This is a genomic window from Natronosalvus amylolyticus, assembly GCF_024298845.1.
GTDB classification, from domain to species: domain Archaea; phylum Halobacteriota; class Halobacteria; order Halobacteriales; family Natrialbaceae; genus Natronosalvus; species Natronosalvus amylolyticus.
The window spans coordinates 130,034-156,288 of record NZ_CP101156.1 but is presented as its reverse complement, the minus strand read 5'-3'; the positions used below and the strand labels follow the sequence as shown (position 1 = coordinate 156,288).

Sequence of the window (26,255 nt, the reverse complement as noted above, 5' to 3'; positions counted from 1 at the left end):
CCATGAGCGATTCAAACAACGAACCACGAACGGATGGAAGCGGTCCGGGCATCGTGGCCCCGGATGACGAAGTGCCGACCTGGCGTGAGCGCAAAGAACGGACGACGGGCCTCTCGAGGCTCACCTACGAATATTTCGAGCGCGCACGCCGTGAAGACCAGGATCTTCGACAGGAATCCAGTTACGTCGAACGTGACGTACTTGGCTTCCCGACCTGGCCCCACGAGACGATTCGAAACATCGCACTGGCGAGTTTCTTCACCGGGATGTTGCTCTTCCTGGCGGCGATGTTACCACCCCACCTTGGCGACCCGGCCAACCCGGCCGAGACCCCGTCAGTGATCCTGCCGGACTGGTATCTGTACTGGTCGTTCGGGCTGCTCCACCTCGATCCGCTCAACCCAGAGTTGGCCATCGCTGGTGGCGAGAAGATCATGTCCGACGAGCTGTACGGCGTCCTCGCTAACGTAGTCGCCGTTGGAGCCATCGCAATCGTGCCCTTCCTGAACAAAGGGAGCGCACGCCGTCCCGTCGAAGAGCCCTTCTGGGCCGCGGTCGGTGTCGGTGGTGTCGTCTTCGCGTTCACCATGAGCATCCTCCCGATCCAGGACATGTTCCCGTGGGAGGTCGCCATCACGTTCGATCTGGCGTTCCTGTTACCCATCGTGTCGGCGGCAATTACCTACGCCGTCCTGAAAACGATGCGAGAAGGCTACATGTACGACCTGAACAAGCGGTACTATCGGTTGCGGCCGCCACAGTAATTCAGACCCCGGTTTGAGCTATTCCTTTTCGTCCCGTCGCCTGACTCGAGTTGTCGAAGCATCGTTCGAAGTCTCACTCGAGGAGGACGGTGTACAGAGCGATCAGACACAGAACTCATTTCGTTCCATCCCCAAGCACTAACTATGAGCGACTCAGAGACGACAGAGAGTGATGGGCCTCGAGTGACTGCCTCGGGGAAGCGAGAGATAATTGTCCCGATGCGGCTGTACAAGACGATAACAGTGTTTTCGACGTTACTCGCAGTCGTCGGCGTGCTCGGCGGGTTTATTCTGCTCGACGTGGCGACCGACAGAACGCAAGCAGCGGCGTCGGACGTCAGCATTGGACTGGCGCTACTGGGTGTCGTCCTGATTGCAGGCGGGGCCGCAACGTACGCCTTCTCGACACGGTTTCAAAGCGAAGGAATGGGAAACGCTAAAGACGACGCCGACAAAGGTTCAGATAATGGCTGACGAATTCATGAAGGGGTTCGCCATCTTCACCGCAGGGCTGTTGGTGTGGATGACGTTTGCGGGTTGGTACAACACGGAGTCGTTTTACAGCACCCAGCTCGTCGCACCGAATCCCGAAGATCCGGGAACGTATACGGCTATGGCACTGGTCGTCAAAGACGCGGCACTGTACTTCGCACTGCTTGGTGCGCTGACGTTCTGGGTCCTCATCCCGGCGGGACGTCGGACGCGTAGCTACTACGCGAGCCGATAGACCGGCTGATTCCACCGGTTTCCTGTCGTCACGAACCACCCACAGAGTTGGCACGCGCCCGCACAGTCGGACAACGTTCTCTCAAACAACGGCCGCGTTTTTCCCACTGCCCATGCTGGAACGACTCGAGAGAGCGAGATGTAGGGAAGGCGCGACAACCACACTTGCGCTCTGTCTTAGCGCGGTGCAATGGCTGACCGTAATCGACGCATCTGGTACGTAGTGGTGCCACCTCCGAGGTCACGTGGTTCGAGACTCACTGCTTCGGTAAGCGAGGTCGAAAAGAGCGGGCTTTGTCGAGGACAGAGAAATCGAATATTGCCGGTCGACTTCGACGCAGTCGGGCTCAGTGACATTCTCGCCCGGCGTGAACGCCGGGTTCCACGACGGGTGCAATACCAGCAAGATGCTGGATTGAGCGGGCGAATTTTATCAGATGTACGACACCGGAGCGCTCGAGACCCCTTCAGACGACGGAGTCCCAGAGCGGCTGGATCAGGAAGAACAGCGACTGGTAGGCGATGTAGAGGAAGACGAACGTCGAGGCGACGAGTGCGGCTTTCGGCCGCTCGAGTGGCATCTCCTGGCGGAGTTCGACCATTCGGGACTCGAACTCGAAGAAGTCGGTCAACAGCAGTCCGAGCGCGAGCGTAGTGAAGACGACGCCACCGTGAACGTGGACGGTGATGTAGTAGAAGCCACCGAGGACGATCAAGACGTTCGTGACGTCGAGAGCAACGTTTCGCGAGAGGGTTTCGGCTCCGTCTTTGGCGGCGGCGACGTACGAGCGGTGTGCGACGGCGCGCACGATCAGGTTGACCACGACGAGTGCGAGCAAAACGAACTCGATGATCGTGACGCCTGCGACGACGGTTTCGCCGAGGACGTCGATCGGTCCGAGCAGCGCTGGTGAAAGCATATGTGTATCACAGAGGTTCGAGCATTAGAATTTTTCCAATGTCGCCTGTCGGGGTGTCCATCGGAGAATGGGAGCGTTCATACGGACTATCCGGTGTTTTCAGGGGTTTCGAGGGTTCGCAGACCACAGTCGGGATCGAGACGGATGGAAACCGGTGAATCAGGTCCGATCGTCTCGAGTGGTCGTTCATCCACACAGAGGACCACGTCATCGTCCCGCTCGACGGTCAGGGTGAGCGCGTCGTTCGGGACTACCCAGTGTCGGGTTCGAACGGCAAAGGGAGCGATTGGAACGACTGCCAGGGCATCCGTCCCACGGACGAGCGTCGGACCGGATGCGGCGGCTGCATACCCGTGACTGCCTGCGGGTGTCGCGGCGACGACGCCATCGGCCCGGAACTGGCCAACTGAGCGGTCACCGACGTGAACGCTGTACTCCGAAATGTGTGCCGGCTCGTCAGCGACGAGCGTGACGTCGAAGACCGCTCGAGCGGTCGACGATGCTGAGGAGACGGCCATCACCGGCTGTCCCACGAGCCGACACTGGCTGGCAGACAACGCCTCGACCGAGGCCTCCAGGTCATCGGTCGAACTCGGTGCGAGACCGGGCGTGGTTGCGATGGGGAGGATGGCCGGTGGTGAGTCGGTCGCTCGAGCGAGAGCAGTCACAGCGCGGTTACCGAACGCAGCGACGAGGTCTGGGTTCCGAGCAAGGACGCGTTCGGGCGTATCGGCGACAAATCGCACGGAATCGGTGGACGATTCGAATGCGGTAACTAGTCGCGAAAGTTCCGGGTGTGCCTCGAGATCGGACGCTGGCAACTCTTCCGACGCTGACAACTCCTCGGACGCTGGGAACTCGGTCCACTGGGTGGCAGGCGATTTCGCTGTAGGGGGGTGTAACCCCGTCTCGCTGGCTTCGTGAACGATACCGATTACCGGTGACTCCGGTAGTTCCCACCCGGTGCTTTCCATACCGTGTCCTTCCCGTGAAGCGATGAAAAACGTGTGGGTCCACCGACTGCGTCGTCAGCGTTTGCTCAGGCCGGCAGGTCGCTTCACTGGTCGTTCGATGTATCGTACGGCCAGTCGCCGGTAATTCGCATTCCTTCGGCGAGATCCTGGGACTCGAGCATGTCGATGATCTCGGCTGCCGATTTGTGTGGGATGGAAACCGACTGACGGGCGAGAGAAACCGTCAGGTCGGTCAGCAAGATAGCCTGCTCGAGCAGGTCGCGTTTCTCGAGTTTGTCGAGCGTGTCGGCGAACGTGTGACCCCAGCCGCGGCCGACTTCGTCGGACGTACTCATCACGTGGTAGCCAGGGACACCCCACTGGACGAACGGCCAGTGGTCGCTGTGGGGGCCGAGTCGGGGGATGGTTTCGATCGGGTGGCCGAACCGGTCGGCAGTGTCCTCGGCGGCTTCTTCGAGGGCGTCGAAGCCGTGGGTCGTCATCTCGAGTGTCCGACCCCTGACGACGCCGTCGTTGTTGACGATGGCCTTGATTTCGTCGTGGGAAGCGGTGTCGGCGTGGTAGTCTGAGCCCACGAGTCCGACTTCCTCTGCGCCGTAGGCGACGAACTCGACTCGCGTCTCGAGGTCGGCTTCACGTTCGGCGAGTGCGCCCGCAAGTTCGACGACCATCGCGGTGCCCGCACCGTTGTCCATTGCCCCTTCGGCGATGTCGTGTGCGTCGACGTGGCTGGTGACGAGAACGCGTTCGTCGGTCTCTGGGCCGAGTTCGGCGTGAACGTTCTGGCTCTGGGCCGGTTCGATAGTTGCCTCCACGCTGATACAGACGGGTTCGTCCTCGAAGCGACGAGCAAGTGCCGACCCGACTTCCTTCGAGACGCCGACGGCTGGAATCTCGCCGATCGGGTTCTCCGGCGTCCCGACGCTACCCGTCGGCGGGAGACAGCCTTCGACGTGATTGCGGTAGACGAAACCTACAGCCCCGTTTTCCACCGCGTGGTAGTACTTTTCTCGCCGGTGGACGTATCGATCGTAGTAACTCGGAATGTCGCTTCGGACCATGACGACCGCGCCCTCGAGGTCGGCGCCTTCGAACTGCTCCGGCAGACCGTACCCGAGGTCGACCAGCGGTGCAGTTACCGAGTCAGCGGGACTGCGGGGGAGTGCAATACTGTCGAGTTCCAGTCCATCGGCTTCGACGGCACTACTCCCTCGTTCCCAGCCCTGAATGTCAAACTCCTCGAGGCGCGCGTTCCGTGCACCGGCCGCCTCGAGGGCGTCACGTGTTCGCTCGGCGGCCTCCCGTTCGCCGGGTGAGCCAGCCATCCGGTTCCCGATATCGACGAGCGTCTCGAGGTGGTTCCAGCCGCGGTCACTGGTGAAAAGTGTCCCAATCCAGTCTGCCATAGGGAAGGGTAGGCCGTCGGGGCAGCCTAACTGTTGGGGAAGCGGTCGGTCGAACCGGTAGGTGTTTCGAGGGATCGTCAATATTTGCCGACAACGAGCTGTAGTTACTGATAATTCCTCACAACCTCCTTAAAGGCGATTTGAAAGCGTCACCAAAAACTTCCAAAGGCCATCATTTATTAGGCGTGGTGCCGTTTTCCTCGATAGACCGTTGGTGACCAATATGGCAAGTCAAGCCGAAGACCTCGTGCGGGTGCTGCCGGAGACTGCGACTACCCGGGACGAAAGTCCATCAGTGTGCTCGGAGGAGACACTCCTCGAGTTGTACGAGACACAGGTACTCGCCCGGATATTCGACGAGAAGGCAATCTCACTTCACCGACAAGGTCGGATTGGGACCTACGCACCGATGCAAGGGCAGGAAGCCGCCCAGATCGGGGCCGCGATGGCGCTTCGAGACGACGACTACTGCTTCCCGACCTACCGCGACCACGCAATGTACCTGACGCGTGGCTTGCCGCTGGCCGAGGTAATCCGTCATCTGATGGGCCGTGGCAACTACGTCGACAGACAGGACGGAGACGACTTGCGGACGTTCCCCATCACGATTCCCATCGCCACCCAGCTGCCACACGCCGTCGGCATCGGCATGGCAGCAAATTACAAAGGCGACGACGTCGTCGCGATGGCGTCATTGGGGGACGGTGCAACCTCCGAAGGCGACTTCCACGAAGCGTTGAACTTCGCGGGCGTCTTCAACGCACCCACCGTGTTCTTCTGTCAGAACAATGGCTACGCCATCTCGGTGCCCCGAGAACGCCAGACAGCGAGTGCCACTATCGCCCAGAAGGCGAACGCCTACGGCATCGAGGGCGTGCGCGTCGACGGCAACGACGTCATCGCCGTTTACGATGTGGTCCAGGAGGCACTCGAACGTGCACGCAATGGCGGTGGTGCGACGCTGATCGAAGCCGTCACGTACCGGCGTGGCCCACACACGACGACCGACGACCCCTCGGTCTACCGCGACGAGGACGAGGGTGACGACTGGGAAGACCCACTCGAGCGAACCCGAGCCTACCTCGAGTCGACGGTCGGCTGGACCGACGAGGACGAGCAAGCCGTCCGCGATCGCGCTCGCGAGCGGGTGCAGGCTGCCGTCCAGACGGCCGAAACCGAAACCGATCCCGAACCCGAGTCGATGTTCGATCACGTCTACGCGAACGAGCATCCACGACATCGCAGACAGCGAGAGCAGTTACCGAAAAATCCTCACGGGAACCACTGAGTCCCCTCCCAAACGTCGACCGAGGATATTACCTACTCATTCGTCTGGGACTCGTCGGGTTCGACGTTCACCGAAATCTCGTTCCCCTGCTGAATCGCTTTTGCCTGTTGTTCCATCGCCTCGAGGTCGACTTTCGCTTCCTCGTCGATTTCGCCGAGGATCTCGCTGATGTCGTCCATTCCGAGCAGCGTGCGCGTTTCGTCGTCGAACTCGAGGCTCTCGAGTGGGTCGACACCCTCTCTCACGTCGCTCCCCGAGAGGTGTTTGCCGTAGCGCCCGATCATCGAGGACAGCTCCTGTGGCAGGACGAACGTGGTCGATTCACTCTGACCAATCTCGGATAGCGTCTGCATGCCCTGATCGATGATGGCTCGCTCACCCATCGATTCTGCCGCGCGGGCGCGCAGAACCGTCGAGATGGAGTCGCCCTGGGCCTCCAGGATCTGGCTCTGTTTTTCACCCTGCGCGCGGATGATGTTCGATTGTTTGTCACCCTCCGCCCGCTCGACGGCACTGCGGCGTTCACCCTGTGCCTCGAGAATCATGGCACGGCGTTTTCGCTCGGCGGAGGTCTGTTGCTCCATCGCAGCTTTCACCTCACGAGACGGTGTAACCTCTCGTACCTCGACGGCTTCAATTCGAATTCCCCACTCGTCGGTTGGTTCGTCGAGTTCCGCCCGAATTCGGGCATTGATCTGCTCGCGTCGGCTGAGCGTATCGTCGAGTTCCATGTCACCCAGGACGGCACGGAGGGTCGTCTGGGCGAGGTTCGAGACGGCGTTCCGGTAGTTATCGACCTCGAGAAACGCGCGTTTGGCGTCCATGACCCTGATGTAGACGACGGCGTCGGCGGTCACCGGCGAGTTGTCGCGCGTAATCGCTTCCTGTCGAGGGACGTCGAGCGTCTGGGTACGCATATCGAACCGGTGGACCCGCGAAACGAACGGCGGGACGATGTTCAGTCCCGGTTCGAGCAGCTTTCGGTACTCTCCGAAGACGGTGAGCGCACCCCTGTCATAGGCGTCGATGAACGTCACCATCTGCCAGACGGTGACGCCGGCGACGATCACGACGAGAAGGCCGACGGCGAGTGCCACGTCGAAAACTTGCAAGGGTGATTGCAGGAGGCTGTTCATTGGATAGCTAGAGGGGGCCTGCGCGAATAACACTTGGCCCTCCGTAATGTCAGGTGGCCACACCGCGAGTCACCGTTCCGCTTTCCTGACGATTATTAGGTCCCCTCACCCAGTTGCTGGCATGGACATCGATCTATCACCACTGGCCGACTACCTCGCGGAGCACGATCTGGATGGCTATCTTATCGACGACGATTCGAGCGACGCCGACCAGCGATACGTTTCGCGGTTTTCGGCACCGGATGCCTACCAGACACTCGTGACGCCTGACGGCGCGGTCCATCTCCTCGTCTCGGGCCTCGAGTATGGCCGTGCGGTCAAAGAAGCGGGCGCGGACACCGTGACCCGAACTGCCGACTACGACGCACAGGCGCTGGCAGCCGAACACGGCCGGTACGAGGGTGGCCTCCGCGTCACGAGCCGATTCCTCGCCGACCACGGCGTCGAATCGATCGCCGTCCCGCGAAATTTTCCGGCGGGCACCGCAGACGGGTTGCGCGAACACGGCCTCGACGTGACGGTCGAAAGCGAGGGGATCGTCAGCGACATTCGCGCGGTCAAACACGACGAAGAGGTCGAACACATTCACCGGGCCCAGCAGGCGAATCAGCAGGCGATGGCCGTCGCGGAGACCATGATCGCAACCGCCGAAATCGACGCCGATGGCACGCTCGTCTACGGGGGCGAGCCACTGACCAGCGAGCGCGTCACCCAGGAGATCGAGATCACACTGCTCAGACACGGCTGTTCGCTCGACGAAACCATCGTCGCCTGTGGCGAACACGGCGCGGATCCGCACGACCGTGGCAGCGGCCCGCTCGAGGCGAACGAACTGATCGTTATCGACATCTTCCCACAGGATAAAGAAACGAAGTACAACGGCGATATGACCCGGACGTTCTGCCGTGGGGAGCCAAGTGACGAAATGGTTCGTCGATACGAGTGCACGTACGAGGCGTTCGAAGCCGCCCTCGACGCCGTCGAAGCCGGGGTAACCGGAAAGGCGGTCCACGACGCCGTCTGTGACGTGTACGAAGACGCCGGCTACGCGACCCTCCGGAGTGACCCCACGACGGATACCGGGTTCATCCACAGTACCGGCCACGGTATCGGACTGGACGTCCACGAAGCGCCGAGCGTGTCACCAGTCGGCGAGGAACTCGAGGCCGGACACGTCATTACCATCGAACCCGGCCTCTACGACCCCCCCGTTGGCGGCGTTCGAATCGAGGACCTGGTGGTCGTCACCGAAGACGGCTACGACAATCTGACCGACTATCCGATCGCCCTCGAGCCGAGCGCTCGCGTCGAAGACGAGTAACCGTCTTCGGTCTCCCTGGTTCGTGCTTTTTACGTCGCCGACCGGATCTCGAGGGCGGACCATCGAACGGTTTTTGCAAGCGGCCGCGATACTACCTTCCAATGGAGGTTCTGATCGTCGGCGCTGGCGCGATGGGGACGTGGTTTGGGAAGACGATAGCCGACGCGAAATCGCTCGAGGCGTCGGTGACGTTCGTCGACGTCGACCGATCACAGGCCGAACGCGCCGCAGCGTCTATCGAGGGAGCTGACGTCGAGTCGCCGGACTCTGACGCCCGATACGACCTCGTCTGTATCGCCGTCCCACTCGAGTACGCCGGGGACACGATCAGGGCGTATGGCGACCGCGCCGAGCACGCACTCGTCGACGTCGCCGGCGTCATGGAAGGCCCGCTCGAGGCAATGGTGACGGTCGCGCCGGACGCTGAACGAGTCAGTCTGCACCCGCTGTTTGCCCCCGAGCGCGCACCCGGTTCGATTGCCGTCGTCTGTGCAGCCTCCGGCCCATACAGCGATTCGCTGCTAGCGGGCCTCGAGGACGCCGGAAACCGACTCGTCGAGACGACGGCCGACGAACACGACCGGGCGATGGAATCGGTACAGTCCGCTGCTCACGCCGCTGTCCTCGCGTTTGCTCTCGCAGCCGACCCGGTCCCGGAGGGGTTCGAAACGCCGATTTACGACGAGTTACGGACGCTCGTCGAGTACGTCACTGGCGGGACGCCGCGCGTGTACGCCGACATTCAGCATACGTTCGAGGGAGCCCACGACGTCGCCGAGGCCGCACAGGCGATTGCCGAAGCGGACTCGAAAGGGTTCGAAGCACTCCACGAACGAGCAGCACGCAAATGGGCGAAAGCGGACGAAGCCGCCCCATCCACGTCGCCAGGGGACTCGAACGCGGACGCTCGAGGTGATCAGGAGTGACTAGCCAGCGCGAAGCGGTTCGCTCGAACGCGAAATACTTGCACAACGTGCGCCCCATCGACCCCGAAGAAATCTGCACCTACATCGAGGGGGAGCCACACCCTGCTGTGGTCCGCCAACTGCTGCGCGAGGAAGCCCTCGATCTGGGGCTGATCGAACGCGATGACGGGACCTTTGTCCCAGCGAGCGAGAAGCCCATACCGCCGCGCTCACCAGGGATAGGCGACCGGAAAGCCGTCGAGCGATTACCGGACCGATACAGTAACCGACTCGAGAACCTGCTCGTCGAACGCTACGGCGTCAACTGGCACGAGGGGCCGTCCGGTGACCTGCTCCGATCGACGATTCGACGATTCAAGGCCCAGTATCTCGAGCGTCAGGCGGTCACCTACGACGACGACGTCGCTGCCGGCTACGCGCTGTATCACCTTCCCGGATACTACGCTGCAATACAGTACGCCCTCGACGACCTGCTCGAGCGGGGACTGCTCGACAGACAGCTTCGCGTCCTCGATATCGGTGCCGGAACCGGCGGCCCCGCGCTCGGCCTCTGTGACGTGCTCCCCGCAGACGGATTGCTCGAGTACCACGCCGTCGAACCCGGCGCTGGAGCAGACATCCTCGAAGGGTTCCTCGAAGAAACTGGACGAAACGTCCATCCGACGATACACCAAGAGCCCATCGAATCGTTCGAGCCACCTATCGACGAGCGAGGATTCGACCTGATCCTCGTCTGTAACGTCCTTAGCGAACTCGAGAACCCAGAACGGACGCTTCGTCGCGCCCTCGGATGGCTCGAGCCGGACGGCAGCCTCCTCGCGATGGCTCCGGCCGACAAAAACGCCAGCATCGAGTTACGAGAACTCGAGCGTACGGTCGAAGGGGACCAGATTAAGCCGGTTTTCGGCGGCGAAAGCCACGATAATGGCACCCGCCCTGTCACCGTCTACGGGCCGACTGTCAGACTCTGGCCCGGCGAGTCGCCGAGCGACCGCGGCTGGAGTTTCGACGTCAAACCGGACCTCGAGGTACCCCCTTTCCAGCGGCGACTGCAAGACGGCGCAGGAACGTCGACCGACGTCGACGAGACTGATAGCGACGCCGGAGGTATGGGAGACGACCAGGACACCAACACGGCTCGGACGGACGAGTTCATCAACGTCGACGTCCAGTTTTCACACACCATATTCCGGCTCGACGGCCAACGCCGTCACCAGGGGACCCTCGAAGGCTCCGCTCGAGCGAAGATGGCCGACATGGGCCGTCACGTCACGAACCGGATCGACCTGACAGCAGCCAAACTCAGCCACTCGCTGGCCGAAGACGGCGACGCGGGTCCGCGAGGAAGGACCCCCAATCCGCTGTTCAAGATCAGCGACGGCAGCGAGTCGGTCGACCACTACGCCGTCCTCACTCGAGAAACCTCGCTCAATCGCGGCTTGCTCGAGGCTGACTACGGCGAGTTACTGGCCTTCGAAAACGTTCTCGTCCTCTGGAACGACGACGAGGGCGCGTACAATCTCGTCGTCGACGAGGAAACCGTCGTCGACCGAGTTGGATAGTAAGGGGTTCCATCGTGACTCCGCCCCACGGTCGTGGCAAACGACGGAGAAAAGCGGTGGCCTTTTCGAGACGCCGCCCAAGAACGTACTATGAGCCTCGAGATCCTCCTCACGAACGACGACGGGATCGACAGCCCCGGCATTCGCGCCCTGTACCAGGGGCTGTCGGAGCTGGGCAACGTCACCGTCGTCGCCCCGGCCACCGACCAGAGCGCTATCGGCCGGGCACTCTCATACGAAGTCGACGTCACCGAACACGAACTCGGCTACGCCGTCCACGGGACCCCCGCCGACTGTGTCGTCGCCGGCCTCTCCGAACTCTGTCCCAGCGACTGCCCGGATATCGTCGTCTCCGGTTGTAACAAAGGTGCCAACCTCGGTGAGTACGTTCTCGGCCGCTCTGGCACCGTTAGCGCCGCCGTCGAGGCCGCGTTTCACGAGATTCCCGCCATCGCGACATCGATGTACGTCCCCGTGGACGACACTCCGTTCCACGAAGTCCAGACGACCCCTGAGGACTACGCCCACGCAATAGACGCGACGAAATACCTCGTCGATCGCGCTCTCAGGAGTGATCTCTTCGACCGCGCCGCCTACCTGAACGTCAACGCCCCCTTTGCGAACGATTCGATCGAGATCGCCCCACTCGAGTTCACCCGGCCTTCCAGCCGGTACGCGATGGATGCCAGCCGTGACGGCCAGTCCATCGTCCTCCACGACAACCTCTGGAAGGAGATGGACCCCAAAACGCTTCCCGACCCCGACGGGACCGACCGCCGCGCAGTCGCCGAAGGGCGCGTCAGCGTTTCGCCCCTGAATGCCCCACAGAACGTCGTCGACACCGACGTCCTCTCGGACCTCATCGACGACTTCGGCTCGAGTGACGAGGCGAACGCCCGGCTGATTCAGCCCGAGGACTGATCCTGGCATGACGACACTCCATATCGAATACTGCCATCCCTGTGGCTACCTCAAGCGAGCAGTTGCCGTCCAGGAAGCCGTCCTCAGACAGTTCGGGACGGAACTCGAGTCGGCTACGCTCACCGTTGGCGATCACGGTGTCTTCGCCGTTCGCGTCGACGGTCAGCCCGTGTTCGACATCGCCGACGACGAGTTCGATGTCGACGACATCGTTCGCCGTGTTCGAAAGCAACTGTAGCCCAGGACAGTCACCACTGCTGACCCGTTTCGTAACCGGGGAATCGACGCCAGACACATATAACCCTGCGAGCATAAGAACAAGGTAGGAGCACCTCCTATTCCCGGTAGCGACCGTGGTTGGTGATCACAACATGGTATTCAATTCACTCCGAGACCGCCTCTCATCCCTCTGGGGAACGGACACCGCCGAAGACGAGCACGCTGGAGAATCGCGCGCGCCAACCGGGCACGCTGACGGGTCCCGTTCGAGTCGCGAAGACGAAACCCTCAGTTACGCCGACCAGGTCGAGTACGGCGTCGACGAGCGCGAGATTTCCGACGAAGACCAGATTCTCCGGCTACTGGTCAAACGGGGCGGCCGCGTCGACGAAACGACGATTCTCGAGGAAACCGGCTGGACGGAAGAGCATCTCTCGAGCGTCGTTTCCGAGATGGAAGACGACAACCAGGTCAGTGCGATTACCGTCGGCCGCAAACACGTGATCTGTCGACGAGGCTTCGAGCCGAAAGGGTACCGGGGCCATCTCAACGAGTAGTTTTGCGGGCGGGTGTCAGACTGTTTGGTCGATGTTTGGGTAGTGATGCCTGTAATCTGGAGGCGATAGTCGTCTTCTGCCGGTGTGAGGTGCTTCGAGTGCGGTTTAGATCCAACGAATAGGCGAGGACTGGCTCAAGCGAAGCGAGAGAAGAAAGTGGACTCGCCGGGATTTGAACCCGGGGCCTCTCCCATGCCAAGGGAGTGATCTACCACTGATCTACGAGCCCGCTTACGCATCCATTGCTTTCCGGTGGGCATAGATAAACCCCTCGAATTTGGTGCACGGGCGCTAGGACATCGCATGACTGTGCCGTCTCGAGTGAGCGCCCAAACCGACGGACTCATGCAGCACTCGAGCACTGAGTCCTCGAGACAAAACCGAGCTGTCACTCGAGTTTGGCAACCAAAAATCGGACGCTCCGTTCGAAAATACGGGTTGGTTTAGTTGTCGACGGCGACGTCGTCTTCGTCGACACTGACGGACGTCGCTTCCTCTTCGGCGACTTCCTCGGGGTGGGCCTCGAGGGTAGTCTTCTGGATCTCGACGCGGCGGAGCGGGTAAATCGTCTTGCACTCGCCGTAGATTGCCGAGGAGAGTCGGCCTTCGACGATGCCGTCGATGACTTCTTCGAAGGTTCGTTCGGCGGCGGCGTCCTCGACCATTTCGACCATCTGCTTGCGGATGGCTTTCTCCTGGCTGGCGTCGGCTTTCTTGGTCGTGAAGGCAACCGGCTGAATCTGGACGCGGTAGTCGTCCGTTGTCAGGACGGTGACGTAGGCCTCGATTTTCGAGGCACCGCGACGGACCAGCGAGCGGAGGTAATCTCGCGAGAGCGAGTGTTCTTTGAACTCCGTGTAGGCGGCGTCGCTGCCGACATCGTTCACCTGGAAGGTGAGTTTCGTGTTGTTCTCGCTGGCGTTGTTCGTCAGTTCGCCAAGCGTCGTTTCGATGGTTCGGTCGTAGACCTGTTCCGGTTCGTCAGCGGGGGTCTCGCCGAGTTCTTCCCGGTCGAACTGCTCCGGGGCGAAGACGGTGTACCACCGCTTTTCCTGTTTCGCGCGTGAAACTGATCGTTCACTCATAGTGTTGTGTATCTGATCTGCTGTCGGATGTCGAGGTCGAACGAGACACCTCGTTCGACGACGAATCCGGGGCTGACTCGAGCGTGTCCTTTTCGGCCGCAGCCGAGTTCGACACGCCCGGTCTCGCTGTCGTTCGTCCGTGCTGTGCAACGGTGTGTGCCACGTCGAGGTTGACGACGTAGTCGTCGACGGTCGCCTGCAGGCCACCGGTGGTTTCGCGTTCGATGGTGGTGACGACGGCCGCATCACTGTCGTCTCCCGTACTCGAGGGCTCGACACGCGTCGACATCTCCTCGGTGTTATCGGGGGACAACGCCGCGGCGACGACCGATGCGGACTCCGCGTCGGGGAACGCAGTCCGGATTGTCGCACGGCGAAGTGGCGGTGTCATAGCTGGTCCCTCACGGTGTCGATAACGCGTTCGGTATCTGTCTGCGCGTCGAATCGGAGCGAACACCACTGTCGACCGAGGTCGTACTGGGCTCCAGCCCCGAGGTGAGTTGCAATCGCGTCGATCCTTCCCTCGAGCGGTTGCGACTCGCGGACGGCGAGGGCCGCGCTGTCGGGACCGACGGCGAGAACCGCCTGCTCGGGCGATCGGTAGGCAGCGACGACTCGCGCAATCGAGCGAAGCGGTAGGCCTCGCTCGGTGCTGGCGTGGTCCGCACAATCGAGAGCGAACAGGCCGCCGTAGCGGCTGGTCGTCGCCGAATCGATGGCGTCGTGGACCTGCTGGCCACACGCACGCCAGGTTTCCAGCGCCGGTTCTCGAGTGGTGTGTCCCATCGCGAGGGCAATGCCCGTTCCCGGTTCGACCTGCGCAGTGGCCTCGAGGACCTCCGCAAACCCACCGAGGGTCGCGAACGGTCCGTCGGGTAGTGCGTATGGTCGGAGGAATCGGCCGATGGCAGTTCCAGCGGCGTCGACGGCTCCGTCGTGACCGACGGCGTCCAGCGCGACCAGCGAGCCGATTGCCCGGTGGTCGTCGACCGAGAGTTCGGCCGGGTGCTCGAGCGCGGTCGGAACGCTCTCGAGTGCCGCTTCCGTCGCGTCGAGATCGCCGGACCACGGTGCCAGACACGCCGTCGAATGGGCGAGGCCGTCGATCGGATCGGTCGTCGGTACTGCAACACCGGGTCGGCGTTCGAGAACGTCTTCTTCGAGCGCGCGCTCGAGCAGCCACTCGGTTCCACCGGCACCCGGTTCGATACCGGCAGCAGTCGTTCCTGCAAGGGTGAGTTGCAGGTCCGGTTCGCTGCCGAGATCGCCGAGCAGTTCGGCGGTCTCGAGGGTTGCCGGGCGGTCCGTTCGCTCGAGTGAGATCGTTCGGGCGCCGGCGCGAGCGTCCGAAGCGGGACCGGATCCCGCGTCTCCAGTCGACTCGAGCGCACCGATAGCGACCGTGACTGACTGGTCGTCCGTAGCGGTACCGCCCTGTACGCGTGCCGTGCGGTCGGCAACTGTCGTCCCAACGGTAACCTGGAATGGCGTCTCTCGACGTGATAGTTCGCGTGCAAGGAGGCCGGCCGCGGCCAGTCCATCGCCGTCCGCCCGCGTGACGATGCGGACGAAGTCGGCACTCTCGAGTACCGAGGCGGCGGCGTGACTGTCCGTGGCGCGACGCTCCGTTGCCATCTATTCCTCCAGGAGGTCAACGGCGGCGTCGTAGGAGTAGGTGAAGTCGGGGTCGATCTCGTCACCGCGATAGTAGGTGACGAGGCGACGGACTTTCGACTCCGTGTTCTGCAGCGACCGCTTGTTCTGGAAGTCCTGTGGGTGACGCTCGGCGTGTCGGCGGAGTCGAATCGCTCGCTCCATCAGGTTTCGGAGGTCCTCGGGAACATCGGCTTTCGCGTCGTGTTCCTCGAGAATCTCGGTCACTTTCTTGCCAGTGGCCAGTTTGATGTCAGGGACTGGCGTACCGGTGACGCCTTCGTCACGAAGTTTGAGGCCGATCTGGCTCGGGTCGTAGCCCTGTTCTGCCAGTTCGACGACTCGTGACTCGATTTTGTCTGTGTCGACGTCGCTCCACTCCGGGGGTTCGTCTGCCGCCGGTTTGTCCGAACCGGACGATCCGCGGCGGCGGGTGTGCATTCGTGCCATGTATTGAGGATAGGAATCGCACTGACCGCGGACAATCGCATACCCGGCTATACCGGGTTGCACTTCCGCAATCCCAAGCCATCGAACGATGACACAGTCAGATTTGCGGCCGTGCGCTTCCCACTAGCCACTACCTCGTAAGCGCTAAAAGCGTTCCGACCTCGAGCGAGCACGCCAGCTGTGCTCATCCCGGTCGATTGACAGCGAAAAAGGCTGGTCGAGTGGGGTCGGTGTGTGAACCGTTTTGTTCGACAGTATCAGGCAGGAGTCGCCGGGCCGCCGTCGTTGGGCTGTTTTTCCGTGGAGGTTTCGGTCTCTTCTTGTTCACCGCGCTCGAGGAGTTCTTTGAACTTGTCCGAACGCTCTTCGATGTACTGTCGGGTCTGTGAATCGGGCGTTTCGTCCTGTGCCTCGATGAGGAAGGTAGTGATGACGACGGTTTTGACCCACGGTTTGAGGAAGCCGGAGTAGATGGTCAAAAATATGCCGGCGATGACGACCCAGCCGATGAGTTCGAACGTCGTCGAGAGACCGCCGAGCAGCGCAGCGACGGGGCTCAGTGCCAGAAGTAGAACCAGCGCGACCGCGTACATTCCGAGCACGATCAGGAGTGTCGACCCGAGAACGGATTTCCAGGTTTTGGCGTACAACACCAGGCCGTCACCGGCCGATTTCCAGCGGTTGTCTTCCTCGCTGATGAACATGTAGGCGATGATCGCTTCGTCGATGTAGGAAGCCGCGATCGTGATCGCTTTGGCGATGATCTGGATGATCTGTTTCAGGTTCGGGACGAACGAGACGAGGTCGGCAAAAGAGACCACGCGTTTGTTGAACTGCTTGATGACCGCTTTGACGACCATATCGACGGCAAAGAGCGCGCTCGCCTCTTTGAAGTGTTCTTTGACCTGCCCCGTTCCGTAGGAAATCTGATTCGACGGCACCTCTCCAGTATCGATGATGTGTGCGATCACCGCGATGTGTCCCGCTTTCACGAGGTAGAGGACGTATCTGGCAAAGAGGTTCCAGGCTTTGATGAAGATGAACAGAGCGATCAGCAGGCCGATAATGGCGATAACGCCGGAGATACTCTCGCTAAAGAATGTGTATGCCAGAAATCCCAGAATCCCGAAATACAGGACTGTAGCGAGGCCAAGCAGGACGCCAATTCCCATCCGCAGTAACACGAACGGCATCGTTTTGAAATAGATGCCAGTTGCTTTACCGAAGTGTAATACCATATCGACGTACAATTAATTTGTAGGTAAAAAGCTTTGATACTTTCCTCGAGGTAACTTGAAACTTACCTGGGGGTAACCTTGAGGGCTATAGTAGCCATTGAAAGTCATTGCATACCCTATCGCAAGACGGCATCGCGGTAGGTGTGTAAACCGTTTCAATGGCTACTATTTCTCGAGACACGCTACTCGTTCAATCACAAAGCTGACTGCCTTCCGGACGGAGAAGTCCCCATATCGGTTGAATCAGGCGAGTCGAGTCCCCTTAATCTGTTCGCGGTATCGACCGCGCGCCGAGCAGAAACGTCACGACTCCGAGCAGCGCGAGGACCACGAGATTCGCCACGATGGGGTCGAATCCAGCGACACCAGTAGTGCCGGTCGTCGCCTCCGGATACGTCGCTGCCCTGACGCCTCGAGCGAAGTACGTCAACGGCGAGAGGTTCACCAGGGGCTCGAACCAGCCGGGCAGTTGCTCGAGCGAGACGAACGTTTCCGACAGAAAGAGCAGCGGCAGGCCGAGCGCGTTACTCGCGGCGATTGCCCCGTCCTGTGAATCTGCGTAGCTCCCGAGCATCGCGCCGATGCCACAGAAACAGACCACGCCGACGAAGATGTAGGCGACGACGATTGGATGATACACGATTTCCGCCCCCGTCAGTGCCACGACCAGGGCGAGAATCAACACGCTCGCGAGGCCGATGATGAGCGCGTTGACCAGCGTCTGGGCGAGCAGCCACTCCCGACGAGAGAGCGGCGTCGTCGCCAGCTTTTCGAACCGGTTCCCTTCGCGGTGTCGTGCAACTTCACTTCCCAGGCGTGAGAAGGGGGTGAACAGCACGACGACGGCGAGATACGCCGGCACGTAAAACGCCGGTTGTTCGGCGAACAGCCCGCCGCCGGTTGGGTCCGTCCGAACCAGCGCGCCGAAGATGACGATCAGGATAACGGGGAAAAAGAACGTGAAGAAGACGGCCGTGCGCCGTCGGACGAACGACCGCCAATCCGCGTTCACCTGTCCTCGAATGCGTCCAAATCGACTCATCGGACATCACCCGCTGTCGACGGCCCCCCTTCGAGAGTCGCTGAGTGAGTCGTTGCGCGCCGTTCGGTGTCTCCAGCCACAGCGAGATAGACGTCCTCGAGGTCGGGTTCCGCCCACGAGAGCCCGTTGTACGCGACCTTGGCGTCATCGAGCGCGTCGACGACAGCACCGATGCGTGCAGGTGGAAGGTCGTGTATCACGAGTGCTCCCTTCTCGCGAGTCGTCGTATACTCGAGGTCGGCAACCGCCTCTCTGGCTCGCTCGAGGGAAGGGGGCTCCGAAACCGGGTCGTCCACACGACTCGCAGTCGCGGAGTGTCCGCCTTCGGTCTCTGCCTCGAGGTCGATCGTCAGTCGACTCGATCCGCCGTGTTCGGCGATGAGTGCCGATGGGGTACCGGTGGCGACGAGTCGACCGTCGGCGAGCAGTCCAACGCGGTCTGCGAGGTGTTCGGCTTCGGCCATATCGTGGGTCGTCAGGATGATCGTCGTCCCGCGCTCAGCGAGCCCCTCGAGCAGGCCCCAGACGGTACGGCGACCCGCGGGGTCGATACCTGTCGTTGGCTCGTCCAGAAAGAGCAAGTCGGGGTCGTTGATGATTGCGGCACCGACACACACGCGACGCTGTTGCCCACCCGAGAGATTTTCGTACCACGTCTCGCCGTCGTCGGCAAGACCGACGTCAGCGAGGACGCGCTCCGGGTCGCGAGCCTCGTCGTAGAGGCTCGCATAGTAGGTCAGTAGCTCGCGAGCGGTGAGCCTATCGGGGGGCGAAAACGCCTGCGGGAGGACGCTAATCCGGTTCCGGTCGACGGTACGTGGTTCGCTGCCGAGAATGCGAACCGAGCCGCTATCGAGCTCGGTCGTCCCCGTCAGGGCACGGACGAGTGTGGTCTTCCCGGCCCCGTTCGGGCCCAACAACCCGAACACGCTCCCCCGGTCGACTGACAGCGCGACACTCGAGAGCGCAACGGTCTCGCCGTAGGTCTTCTCGAGTCCTTGGGCGTCGACGACGGACTCGAGTGGCCCACCATCAGTGTCCTCGCCAGCGTTCATGTGGCCGGCTATCGGCCGACCGGGCGTAAGCGCTTCGTTCGCGTCGCGTCCGGAAACGAAATTGCTGTAAAATAGCCGACGGCAAGCAAGTGGTCAGGCGTCAAATATATACCCACCCGCTCCGTTTTGAGCCAACTCGAGAAATCGTCTCACATCACGACTCGAGTGTCAGCTTTACAGACCAGCGTGCCATAGCATAGTTCGCAACGAGCGGTAGAGATGCGAACGTAGCAAATTAGTCGAGTACTTGGTAGACCTCTATCCTGTCTTCCTCGATACGTACGCTAATACATCGAGAGTCCCCGGGGTAGGTTTCCCGCACCCGATTCAGTGCTCCGGGTCCTCAAGCACCCGTGACGGCATCGTCTCCCGGACGAACAGTAATCCGTCGAACGCCTCGGGAAGGACCCTAACTGCGTTGTGGGCTGCCTGTCCATCTCTCTCGTTTTCTGAGGGACCGTCGGGGCCGTAGTAGACGGCTCCAAGCTTCCGCTTTGCCCTCGGTTCGGCAAGCCACTCATCGAGTAGGCTGTTCTCGCTGGCGGTGTCGAAGTCGAGGAACGCGAGGTCGCACCCGGTCGCGGCGAACACGCGAGTGATGGAGTCCGCTGGCGGCCCGTCAAGCGACCACGTGCTGAGTTCGCTTTCAGGGGTCAAATCGATGCCAATCGCGCTGAACGATCCACTGAGGAAGTCGAATCCGAGCGCGAAGTAGTCGTCACAGTAGCGTTCAGCGAGATGGCTCCCCAGCGACGGGGCGGGCTCCACTCGCGCACCGAAGTTTACCGTCCGGCAGATGTGGCTGTCGTGCGCCCAAAGCACGGTGCGGTCGGTGGCCTCGTACTCCAGCACCCACGAGAGGTTCTCCGCCATCGCCTCGTCTCGGACAACCATCGAGGCCTGTATCCCATCTGTCTCTCGGGCGATGCGGCGCTGCCGTGCCTGCTCGATGACGTGGAGACAGCGCCGAGCCATCACGGTCTCCCGTTCGCTCGTCGCCGTTAGGAAGGCCTCTCTACGTTCCTCAAACGCAGTTCCGAGTCGATCGAGCAGTCGCTCGGTCGCCTCGGGGTTGTGGTCACTCATGTACTGATCGTTGGTGTTACCCTCGTCGTTCGTCGCGGCGAAGTCCGCCTGTAGTTCCTCTTGGAGATCTGGGTCGGCGCTGGCGAGGAACTTGTCGAGGTGCTCCACCGCTCCAGTCGTATATTGAGCATCGATACCGTAGAACCGAACTCGGTCGTCGAGCGGTCGACCAGCGTTAAACTCGCGGAGCCACTCCACGAGCGCGAGCACGGCTTCGGTCCGCCAAACCCAGAAGTACGTCCCGGCGAGTGCTTCGAGTGCGTCGCCTTCGCCGTGGACGACGTAGTTGTCGAGCGCCATCGTCTCGGGCAGATTCGCCTCTATTGTGAACAGTCGCAAGCCCTGCTCTTCAACGAGAAACCTGAGTATGCGGTGTTTGAGCTGGAAGAACTCTCTTGTTCCGTGGGTCCCCTCACCGAGGCCGATAATGCGGGCGTCAGCGAGCGCGTCGCCTACCGGAGCGAGGTCGGCGTGGTTGGCAGTCGGGTCAGCCGTCGCAAGTTCGACACTACTTTGCTCGAGTTGTGCAACGAGTTCGCAGGTCCCGGCGTGGTCGGTCGTAGTCGATTCGTTCGTCGGTGTATCGTTCGTCATTGTGGTGTGTCTGTGGTGGTCAAAAGCGAGTCGTGCCACACCCGTTACGACCGGAGCGGTCGCTGGTCGGTGTGGAGGATAGATTCGCCAAATAGTGGCGTCGCTGTGAGCGAACGACCACCGTGGAGTGAGGCGAATCCCACTCAGACGTGACGCAGATACATTTCGTACTCATCAGTACGAGACCGGTCACTTAGCTGTTTTGGGAAATCTGAACGACGGTGCATCCAGTGAGCGAACTTCCGAAGGAACTCATCACATCAGGACGGATTCTCACCAGGGGATTTGGAGTGAAACAACCGCTCTGTAGGTGTGCTGTACTGATAGTTTTCAAAGCCTGTGCGAAACTTTCTATGAAATGCACCAGACCGAGACCCGAGTGTGTGTGTGCGTTACAGACCGAGTTCACGACCGATGACGAGGTGCTGGATTTCGCTCGTCCCTTCACCGATTTCCATGAGTTTGGCGTCACGGTAGAACCGCTGCGGGGCGAAGTCCGTCGTGTAGCCGTAGCCGCCGAGCACCTGAACGGCGTCTTCTGCGACTTTTCGTGCGGCCTCGCTGGCGTCGAGTTTGGCCAGCGCCGACTCCTTGGTGACCGACTGACCGTTGTCGTAACGGCGGGCGGCTTTGTGGGTGAGCAAACGGGCACGCTCGGTTTTTCGGTGCATGTCGACGAGTTTGTCCCGGATGGCGTCGAACTTGCAGATCGGTTTCCCGAACTGTTCGCGGTCTTTGCTGTAGCGGTGGGCGTGTTCGTACGCACCCTGGGCGAGTCCGGTCGAGATAGCGGCGATGGAAATCCGGCCGCCGTCGAGGGTCTTTTTCGTCTGGTTCCAGCCCTCGCCTTCCTCGCCGAGGAGGCGGTCTTCGGGCAGCCTGACGTCGGAGAGCGACAGCTCACACGTCGGCGAGGCGTTGAGTCCCATTTTATCCCAGACGTTCGTCACTTCGAACCCGTCATCCTCGTTGGGGTCGACGATGAACGTCGAAATCCCGCCGTAGCCCGCACCGGGGTCGGTAACGGCCTTGATCAGGACCGAACCTGCGACGTTCGCGTTCGTAATGAACTGCTTCGTGCCGTTGAGTACCCACTCGTCGCCGTCTTTGACCGCCGTGGTGTTCATATCGGAGGCGTCCGAGCCACTGCCGGGTTCGGTGAGCGCCCAGCCACCGAGATACTCGCCTTCGGCCAACGGACGGAGCCAGCGATCTTTCTGCTCGTGGGTTCCGAACAACTCGAGCGGTTTGGAGGCGAGGGAGGTGTGAGCGACGTACGAGAGCGCCACTGATCCCGACACTCGCCCGAGCTCCTCGGCGACCACGGCGTACAGCAGGGTATCACCGCCCAGTCCCCCATACTCCTCGGAGATGGGGACGCCCATCATGTCCAGATCCGCTAACTGGTCGAAGACGTCTTCGGGAAACCGATGTTCTTCTTCGATTTCCTGTGCTATCGGCTCGATTTCCTCGTCACAAAAAGCCCTGACAGAGTCTCGGGTCATCCGATGTTCGTCGGGCAGATCGAAATCCATGCGCAATACTTGCCGAGCGGAGAGATAAATTCACCGAAGACGGAGCAGGGAGAGAACGCAAATACCCCGTCGAACGGACCCGTCTGTTACCATCCGCCTCGATCGTTGTCGTCGTCTCGAGTCGAATCGTCGTCCCACTCGGAACCGTCGCCATCGTCGTCCCAGCTCGAGTTGTTCCATCCGGAATCGGCCCCATTGTCGTCCCACTCCGTGTCCCCGTCATCGCCAGCGTCCGGTTCGCCGCCGTCGCTGCGAACGGCCGCACGCTGTTTCGGGATGAGGTCGAGGTCCGGGTTCGTGTCCCCAAGGATGAGGAATCCGTAGTACCGGAAGTACGAGTCAATGGGAACGCGGATCAGCATGACAACCAGAAGACCACACAGCAATCCGACGGCCGCTATGGCACCGGCAAGCACCAGACCGACTGTGCCACCGGCCATCGCAGCGAGGACAGCCAAAATAACGAACGGTATCGCCAGTACGACGAGGACGATGGCAACGAGAAAGCCGTAGCCGATGGAGACGACGAACTGCAGCACCCAGACGAGAACGACGTACACCGCGTACTCGACGAGATTCGATCGCAGCGTCGGCAAGAATCGGTTCCAGGCGCTCAAGACGCCGCGTTCTTCACCCAACATAATCTGGGTGACGAATACGGTCGTAAAGCGACTGATGAGGACGTATGCGAGGACCGAAATGAAGACGAGTCCGACGTAGGCAACACCGAGAACCGCCAGCGTCGCGCTCACACCGTCGGCTGACGAAATCGCCCACAGTATAGGACCGCCCACGATGAGCGAAAGAATCAGAAGCAAGCCTATTCGGAAGCCAAAGAGGCGAACGCCCCGCCCGAAGTTACGGTTCGCGTACCGACGGACGTGGACCGCCGAGGAACGGAGCGATTCGACGAAGACGAACTCGAAAATCGCACCAATAAATGCAAATACGAGCCAGATGCCGATGAGAATGGCTGCCAGCACGACAATCGCAGCGATGAGGTCATCGACCGGGAACTCCTCGCCCGTCTCCGCTTCCCACTCGGCCTGGAACTCCTCGAGACTGTCGACGTCTCCCTCCGTCGTCGTCCCCGTATCGAATCCCGTCGGGTCACCAGTCGGTGCCGTCGGGCCACCGAAAGTGAGACCCCCGACGAAGAGGAGGATGATCGCCAGTTTGAGCCACATCCAGATGTCGACCGGAGTCAGAAAATTGCGAGTGACATCGATAGCGTCGCTCAGGTCGTCGATTGCGTACATCGTCGCTACTATGTCGGCCAGTAGAGATAAATCACGGGGAATATATTCCGTGCGAGAAACACCGTCTCCCGGAACGCCTTTATGAACCGCGCCTCAGTAGTGCCGGTATGGACATCCGCCAGCTCGCTCGAGGCACGGTCGAATGGAGTCGAATCGAGCGTGTTATCCGGACGCTGGCGGACCGATACGACTGCGATACCGTCCGCGTGGAGTTTCTCGAGGCGGATAACTGGCTTTCTACCCCCTGTGTCATCGACGACGAGTACTTCGTCAAAATCGTCTCCAGACAGAACGCGCTCGTCCACGGCCTGCTGACCACCGGTCGAAACGTTGGCGCGTTTTCCTCCGGAGCGGAAGGATTCTTCGACCGGTTTGAGACGCCACTGCAGATGGTCGAACACGAGTTCGAAGCAACCCAGAAGATGCGAGCCGTCGGACTGAACGCCCCCAGACCGATCGACGCGTTCGAAGTCAACGGTCTCGGTGTACTCGTGCTGGAATACCTGCCGGACTTTCGAACCCTCGAAGAAGTCTCAGACGAGACGCTCAGCGACTACGCGACAGACCTGTTCTCGATGCTGGCGACGCTGCACGACCACGGGCTGGCACACGGTGACCTGCGAGCGGAGAACGTCCTGTTCTGTAATGACGAGTTGTATTTCATCGACGCAACGAGTGTCGACGATTCACGGGTCGAAGAGACCACAGCGTACGACCTCGCGTGTGCACTGGCGATCCTCGAGCCTCGTATCGGTGCCCGAACTGCAGTAGCTGCTGCGGCCACGGTGTACGATGGGGAAACGCTGTTGACGGCGCGTTCGTTTCTCGACTTTATCAGGGTACGGCCCGACCACGAGTTCGACTCCACCCAGCTCAGGAGCGAAGTTGAAAAGGTGGCGGATATTGGCCATAATTGAACGAAAGTCCGTGACTGCAGACGGATAGGAGGTTTTTTCATACGGGTCGACGAAAATATTGCCACGTATGACCGATCAGCCAGCAGACGGCACGTACGGACACTACATCGACGGTGAGTGGACCGACGGCAGCGGCGACACGACGTTCGAGAGCGAGAACCCGGCGACCGGCGAGTCACTGGCGACCTTCGAGCGCGGCACTGAAGACGACATCGACGTCGCACTCGCCGCGGCCGACGAGGCCTTCGAGGAATGGCGCGAACTCTCGTACATCGACCGCGCGGAGTACCTCTGGGACATCTACCACGAACTGCGTGAACGAACCGAGGAACTCGCCGAGGTCGTTACCAAAGAGTGCGGAAAAGAGATCAGCGAAGGCCGCGCCGACGTCATCGAAGCCTACCACATGGTCGAGTGGGCCGCCGGCAACGCTCGCCATCCACACGGCGACGTCGTCCCCTCCGAAGTCGGGGCCAAAGACGCCTACATGCGCCGCAAACCACGCGGCGTCATCGGCTGTATCACGCCCTGGAACTTCCCGGTCGCCATCCCGTTCTGGCACATGGCGATTGCACTCGTCGAAGGGAACACGGTCGTCTGGAAACCCGCCGAACAGACGCCTTGGTGTGGACAGATCATCGCCGAAATGATGGACGATGCTGGCGTTCCCGACGGCGTGTTCAACATGGTCCAGGGCTTCGGCGACGCTGGCGCATCCATCGTCGACGATTCGCGCGTCGACACCGTGCTCTTCACTGGTTCGGCAGAAGTCGGCCACGAGATCGCTGGCAAGGTTGGTGGCGAACCCGGCAAACTCGCGGCCTGTGAGATGGGCGGCAAAAACGGCATCGTCATCACCGAAAACGCCGACCTCGACATCGCCGTTCACTCGGCCGTCATGTCGAGTTTCAAAACCACCGGCCAGCGCTGTGTCTCGAGCGAGCGCCTGATCGTCCACGAAGACGTCTACGACGAGTTCAAAGAACGCTACGTCGAACTCGCCGAGTCGGTCGCCGTGGGCGATCCCCTCGACGAAAACACGTTCATGGGGCCGGCTATCGAACCGGGCCACGTCGAAAAAATCCACAAGCACAACGAACTCGCGAAAAAGGAAGGTGCCGAGGTGCTGGTCGACCGCGCCGAACTCGAGGCGAACGAGATTCCGGACGGCCACGAGGATGGCCACTGGGTCGGACCGTTCGTCTACGAGATCGAGTACGACACCGACCTGCGCTGTATCAAAGAGGAGTGTTTCGGCCCGCACGTCGCCCTCATGCAGTACTCGGGTGACATCGAAGATGCCGTCGAGATTCACAACGACACGCCCTACGGACTCGCCGGTGCGATCATCTCCGAAGACTACCGCCAGATCAACTACTTCCGCGACCACGCAGAACTCGGGCTGGCATACGCCAACCTGCCGTGTATCGGTGCCGAAGTTCAGTTGCCCTTCGGTGGCGTGAAAAAGTCCGGCAACGGGTATCCAAGTGCCCGCGAGGCTATCGAAGCCGTCACCGAGCGTACTGCCTGGACGCTCAACAACTCCAAAGAGATCGAGATGGCACAGGGCCTCTCAGCCGACATCAAGACCCAGGACGACTAGTACCTTCCCAAACCTGCA

Annotated in this window: 26 protein-coding genes and 1 tRNA gene; 12 read left to right on the top strand and 15 right to left on the bottom strand. The window is 61.1% G+C overall.

The window, feature by feature from the left end:
- Positions 1 to 2 precede the first annotated feature (2 nt).
- The 3 genes from NLK60_RS00790 (at position 3) to NLK60_RS00780 (ending at position 1,491) form a co-directional block, all read left to right on the top strand.
- Positions 3 to 764 (top strand): cytochrome b family protein, encoded by a 762-nt coding sequence (locus NLK60_RS00790; RefSeq protein ID WP_254809003.1) that lies wholly within the window; start codon positions 3 to 5, stop codon positions 762 to 764.
- Positions 765 to 908: 144 nt separating this feature from the next.
- Positions 909 to 1,238: a DUF7315 family membrane protein gene (locus tag NLK60_RS00785; protein ID WP_254809002.1), complete on the top strand. Its 330-nt coding sequence runs from the start codon at positions 909 to 911 to the stop codon at positions 1,236 to 1,238.
- Entirely contained in the window at positions 1,231 to 1,491 is a 261-nt protein-coding gene (locus NLK60_RS00780) for a DUF7314 family protein (protein ID WP_254809001.1), read from the top strand. The genes NLK60_RS00785 and NLK60_RS00780 overlap by 8 nt, the downstream gene beginning before the upstream one ends.
- 466 nt (positions 1,492 to 1,957) lie before the next feature.
- Here the strand turns inward: NLK60_RS00780 and NLK60_RS00775 are convergent, their stop codons facing one another.
- The 3 genes from NLK60_RS00775 to NLK60_RS00765 form a co-directional block, all read right to left on the bottom strand.
- On the bottom strand, positions 1,958 to 2,410 hold the full coding sequence (locus NLK60_RS00775) for a DUF7313 family protein (RefSeq protein WP_254809000.1): 453 nt from the start codon (positions 2,408 to 2,410) through the stop codon (positions 1,958 to 1,960).
- A gap of 86 nt (positions 2,411 to 2,496) precedes the next feature.
- Positions 2,497 to 3,384, bottom strand: a complete 888-nt coding sequence (locus tag NLK60_RS00770; RefSeq protein ID WP_254808999.1) for an NAD(+)/NADH kinase — start codon at positions 3,382 to 3,384, stop codon at positions 2,497 to 2,499.
- Between the two features lie 83 nt (positions 3,385 to 3,467).
- Entirely contained in the window at positions 3,468 to 4,790 is a 1,323-nt protein-coding gene (locus tag NLK60_RS00765) for a M28 family peptidase (RefSeq protein ID WP_254808998.1), read from the bottom strand.
- Between the two features lie 214 nt (positions 4,791 to 5,004).
- On the opposite strand from NLK60_RS00765, the gene pdhA reads away from it, so the two are divergent.
- Positions 5,005 to 6,078 (top strand): pyruvate dehydrogenase (acetyl-transferring) E1 component subunit alpha, encoded by a 1,074-nt coding sequence (gene pdhA, locus NLK60_RS00760; RefSeq protein ID WP_425499058.1) that lies wholly within the window; start codon positions 5,005 to 5,007, stop codon positions 6,076 to 6,078.
- A 32-nt stretch (positions 6,079 to 6,110) separates the two neighbouring features.
- On the opposite strand, the gene NLK60_RS00755 is transcribed toward pdhA, so the two are convergent.
- Positions 6,111 to 7,214 carry an SPFH domain-containing protein gene (locus NLK60_RS00755; RefSeq protein ID WP_254808996.1) on the bottom strand — a complete coding sequence of 368 codons (1,104 nt, stop codon included), beginning with the start codon at positions 7,212 to 7,214 and terminating at the stop codon, positions 6,111 to 6,113.
- Positions 7,215 to 7,335: 121 nt separating this feature from the next.
- On the opposite strand from NLK60_RS00755, the gene NLK60_RS00750 reads away from it, so the two are divergent.
- From NLK60_RS00750 to NLK60_RS00725, 6 genes are all read left to right on the top strand, one after another.
- Positions 7,336 to 8,535 (top strand): M24 family metallopeptidase, encoded by a 1,200-nt coding sequence (locus NLK60_RS00750; protein WP_254808995.1) that lies wholly within the window; start codon positions 7,336 to 7,338, stop codon positions 8,533 to 8,535.
- A 101-nt stretch (positions 8,536 to 8,636) separates the two neighbouring features.
- Positions 8,637 to 9,461: a Gfo/Idh/MocA family oxidoreductase gene (locus NLK60_RS00745; RefSeq protein WP_254808994.1), complete on the top strand. Its 825-nt coding sequence runs from the start codon at positions 8,637 to 8,639 to the stop codon at positions 9,459 to 9,461.
- Entirely contained in the window at positions 9,458 to 11,023 is a 1,566-nt protein-coding gene (locus NLK60_RS00740) for a DUF8157 domain-containing protein (RefSeq protein ID WP_254808993.1), read from the top strand. Before NLK60_RS00745 ends, NLK60_RS00740 begins: the two co-directional genes overlap by 4 nt.
- 90 nt (positions 11,024 to 11,113) lie before the next feature.
- Complete coding sequence (gene surE / locus NLK60_RS00735; protein WP_254808992.1) at positions 11,114 to 11,944, top strand: 5'/3'-nucleotidase SurE; 831 nt, start codon at positions 11,114 to 11,116, stop codon at positions 11,942 to 11,944.
- A 7-nt stretch (positions 11,945 to 11,951) separates the two neighbouring features.
- Positions 11,952 to 12,182, top strand: coding sequence for a SelT/SelW/SelH family protein (locus NLK60_RS00730; protein ID WP_254808991.1), 231 nt, complete (start codon positions 11,952 to 11,954; stop codon positions 12,180 to 12,182).
- 133 nt (positions 12,183 to 12,315) lie between these two features.
- On the top strand, positions 12,316 to 12,720 hold the full coding sequence (locus NLK60_RS00725) for a helix-turn-helix transcriptional regulator (RefSeq protein WP_254808990.1): 405 nt from the start codon (positions 12,316 to 12,318) through the stop codon (positions 12,718 to 12,720).
- Positions 12,721 to 12,877: 157 nt separating this feature from the next.
- Here NLK60_RS00725 and NLK60_RS00720 read toward each other — a convergent pair.
- From NLK60_RS00720 to NLK60_RS00670, 11 genes are all read right to left on the bottom strand, one after another.
- Positions 12,878 to 12,949 (bottom strand) — tRNA-Ala (locus NLK60_RS00720).
- A gap of 214 nt (positions 12,950 to 13,163) precedes the next feature.
- A complete protein-coding gene (locus NLK60_RS00715; protein ID WP_254808989.1) occupies positions 13,164 to 13,805 on the bottom strand; it encodes a 30S ribosomal protein S3ae in 642 nt (213 codons plus the stop codon).
- Positions 13,798 to 14,196 carry a KEOPS complex subunit Pcc1 gene (locus tag NLK60_RS00710; protein ID WP_254808988.1) on the bottom strand — a complete coding sequence of 133 codons (399 nt, stop codon included), beginning with the start codon at positions 14,194 to 14,196 and terminating at the stop codon, positions 13,798 to 13,800. The genes NLK60_RS00715 and NLK60_RS00710 overlap by 8 nt, the downstream gene beginning before the upstream one ends.
- On the bottom strand, positions 14,193 to 15,440 hold the full coding sequence (locus NLK60_RS00705) for an exonuclease (protein ID WP_254808987.1): 1,248 nt from the start codon (positions 15,438 to 15,440) through the stop codon (positions 14,193 to 14,195). The genes NLK60_RS00710 and NLK60_RS00705 overlap by 4 nt, the downstream gene beginning before the upstream one ends.
- Positions 15,441 to 15,908: a 30S ribosomal protein S15 gene (locus NLK60_RS00700; RefSeq protein ID WP_254808986.1), complete on the bottom strand. Its 468-nt coding sequence runs from the start codon at positions 15,906 to 15,908 to the stop codon at positions 15,441 to 15,443.
- Positions 15,909 to 16,165: 257 nt separating this feature from the next.
- Positions 16,166 to 17,146 (bottom strand): hypothetical protein, encoded by a 981-nt coding sequence (locus NLK60_RS00695; RefSeq protein WP_254808985.1) that lies wholly within the window; start codon positions 17,144 to 17,146, stop codon positions 16,166 to 16,168.
- A gap of 262 nt (positions 17,147 to 17,408) precedes the next feature.
- Positions 17,409 to 18,188, bottom strand: coding sequence for an ABC transporter permease (locus tag NLK60_RS00690; protein ID WP_254808984.1), 780 nt, complete (start codon positions 18,186 to 18,188; stop codon positions 17,409 to 17,411).
- Positions 18,185 to 19,243 (bottom strand): ABC transporter ATP-binding protein, encoded by a 1,059-nt coding sequence (locus tag NLK60_RS00685; RefSeq protein WP_254808983.1) that lies wholly within the window; start codon positions 19,241 to 19,243, stop codon positions 18,185 to 18,187. Before NLK60_RS00685 ends, NLK60_RS00690 begins: the two co-directional genes overlap by 4 nt.
- A gap of 327 nt (positions 19,244 to 19,570) precedes the next feature.
- Positions 19,571 to 20,923 (bottom strand): erythromycin esterase family protein, encoded by a 1,353-nt coding sequence (locus NLK60_RS00680; RefSeq protein WP_254808982.1) that lies wholly within the window; start codon positions 20,921 to 20,923, stop codon positions 19,571 to 19,573.
- 392 nt (positions 20,924 to 21,315) lie between these two features.
- Positions 21,316 to 22,458, bottom strand: coding sequence for an acyl-CoA dehydrogenase family protein (locus NLK60_RS00675; RefSeq protein WP_254808981.1), 1,143 nt, complete (start codon positions 22,456 to 22,458; stop codon positions 21,316 to 21,318).
- Between the two features lie 86 nt (positions 22,459 to 22,544).
- Entirely contained in the window at positions 22,545 to 23,717 is a 1,173-nt protein-coding gene (locus NLK60_RS00670; RefSeq protein ID WP_254808980.1) for a DUF7544 domain-containing protein, read from the bottom strand.
- Positions 23,718 to 23,824: 107 nt separating this feature from the next.
- On the opposite strand from NLK60_RS00670, the gene NLK60_RS00665 reads away from it, so the two are divergent.
- A complete protein-coding gene (locus tag NLK60_RS00665; protein ID WP_254808979.1) occupies positions 23,825 to 24,634 on the top strand; it encodes an RIO1 family regulatory kinase/ATPase domain-containing protein in 810 nt (269 codons plus the stop codon).
- A 67-nt stretch (positions 24,635 to 24,701) separates the two neighbouring features.
- A complete protein-coding gene (locus NLK60_RS00660) occupies positions 24,702 to 26,237 on the top strand; it encodes an aldehyde dehydrogenase family protein (protein WP_254808978.1) in 1,536 nt (511 codons plus the stop codon).
- Positions 26,238 to 26,255 lie beyond the last annotated feature (18 nt).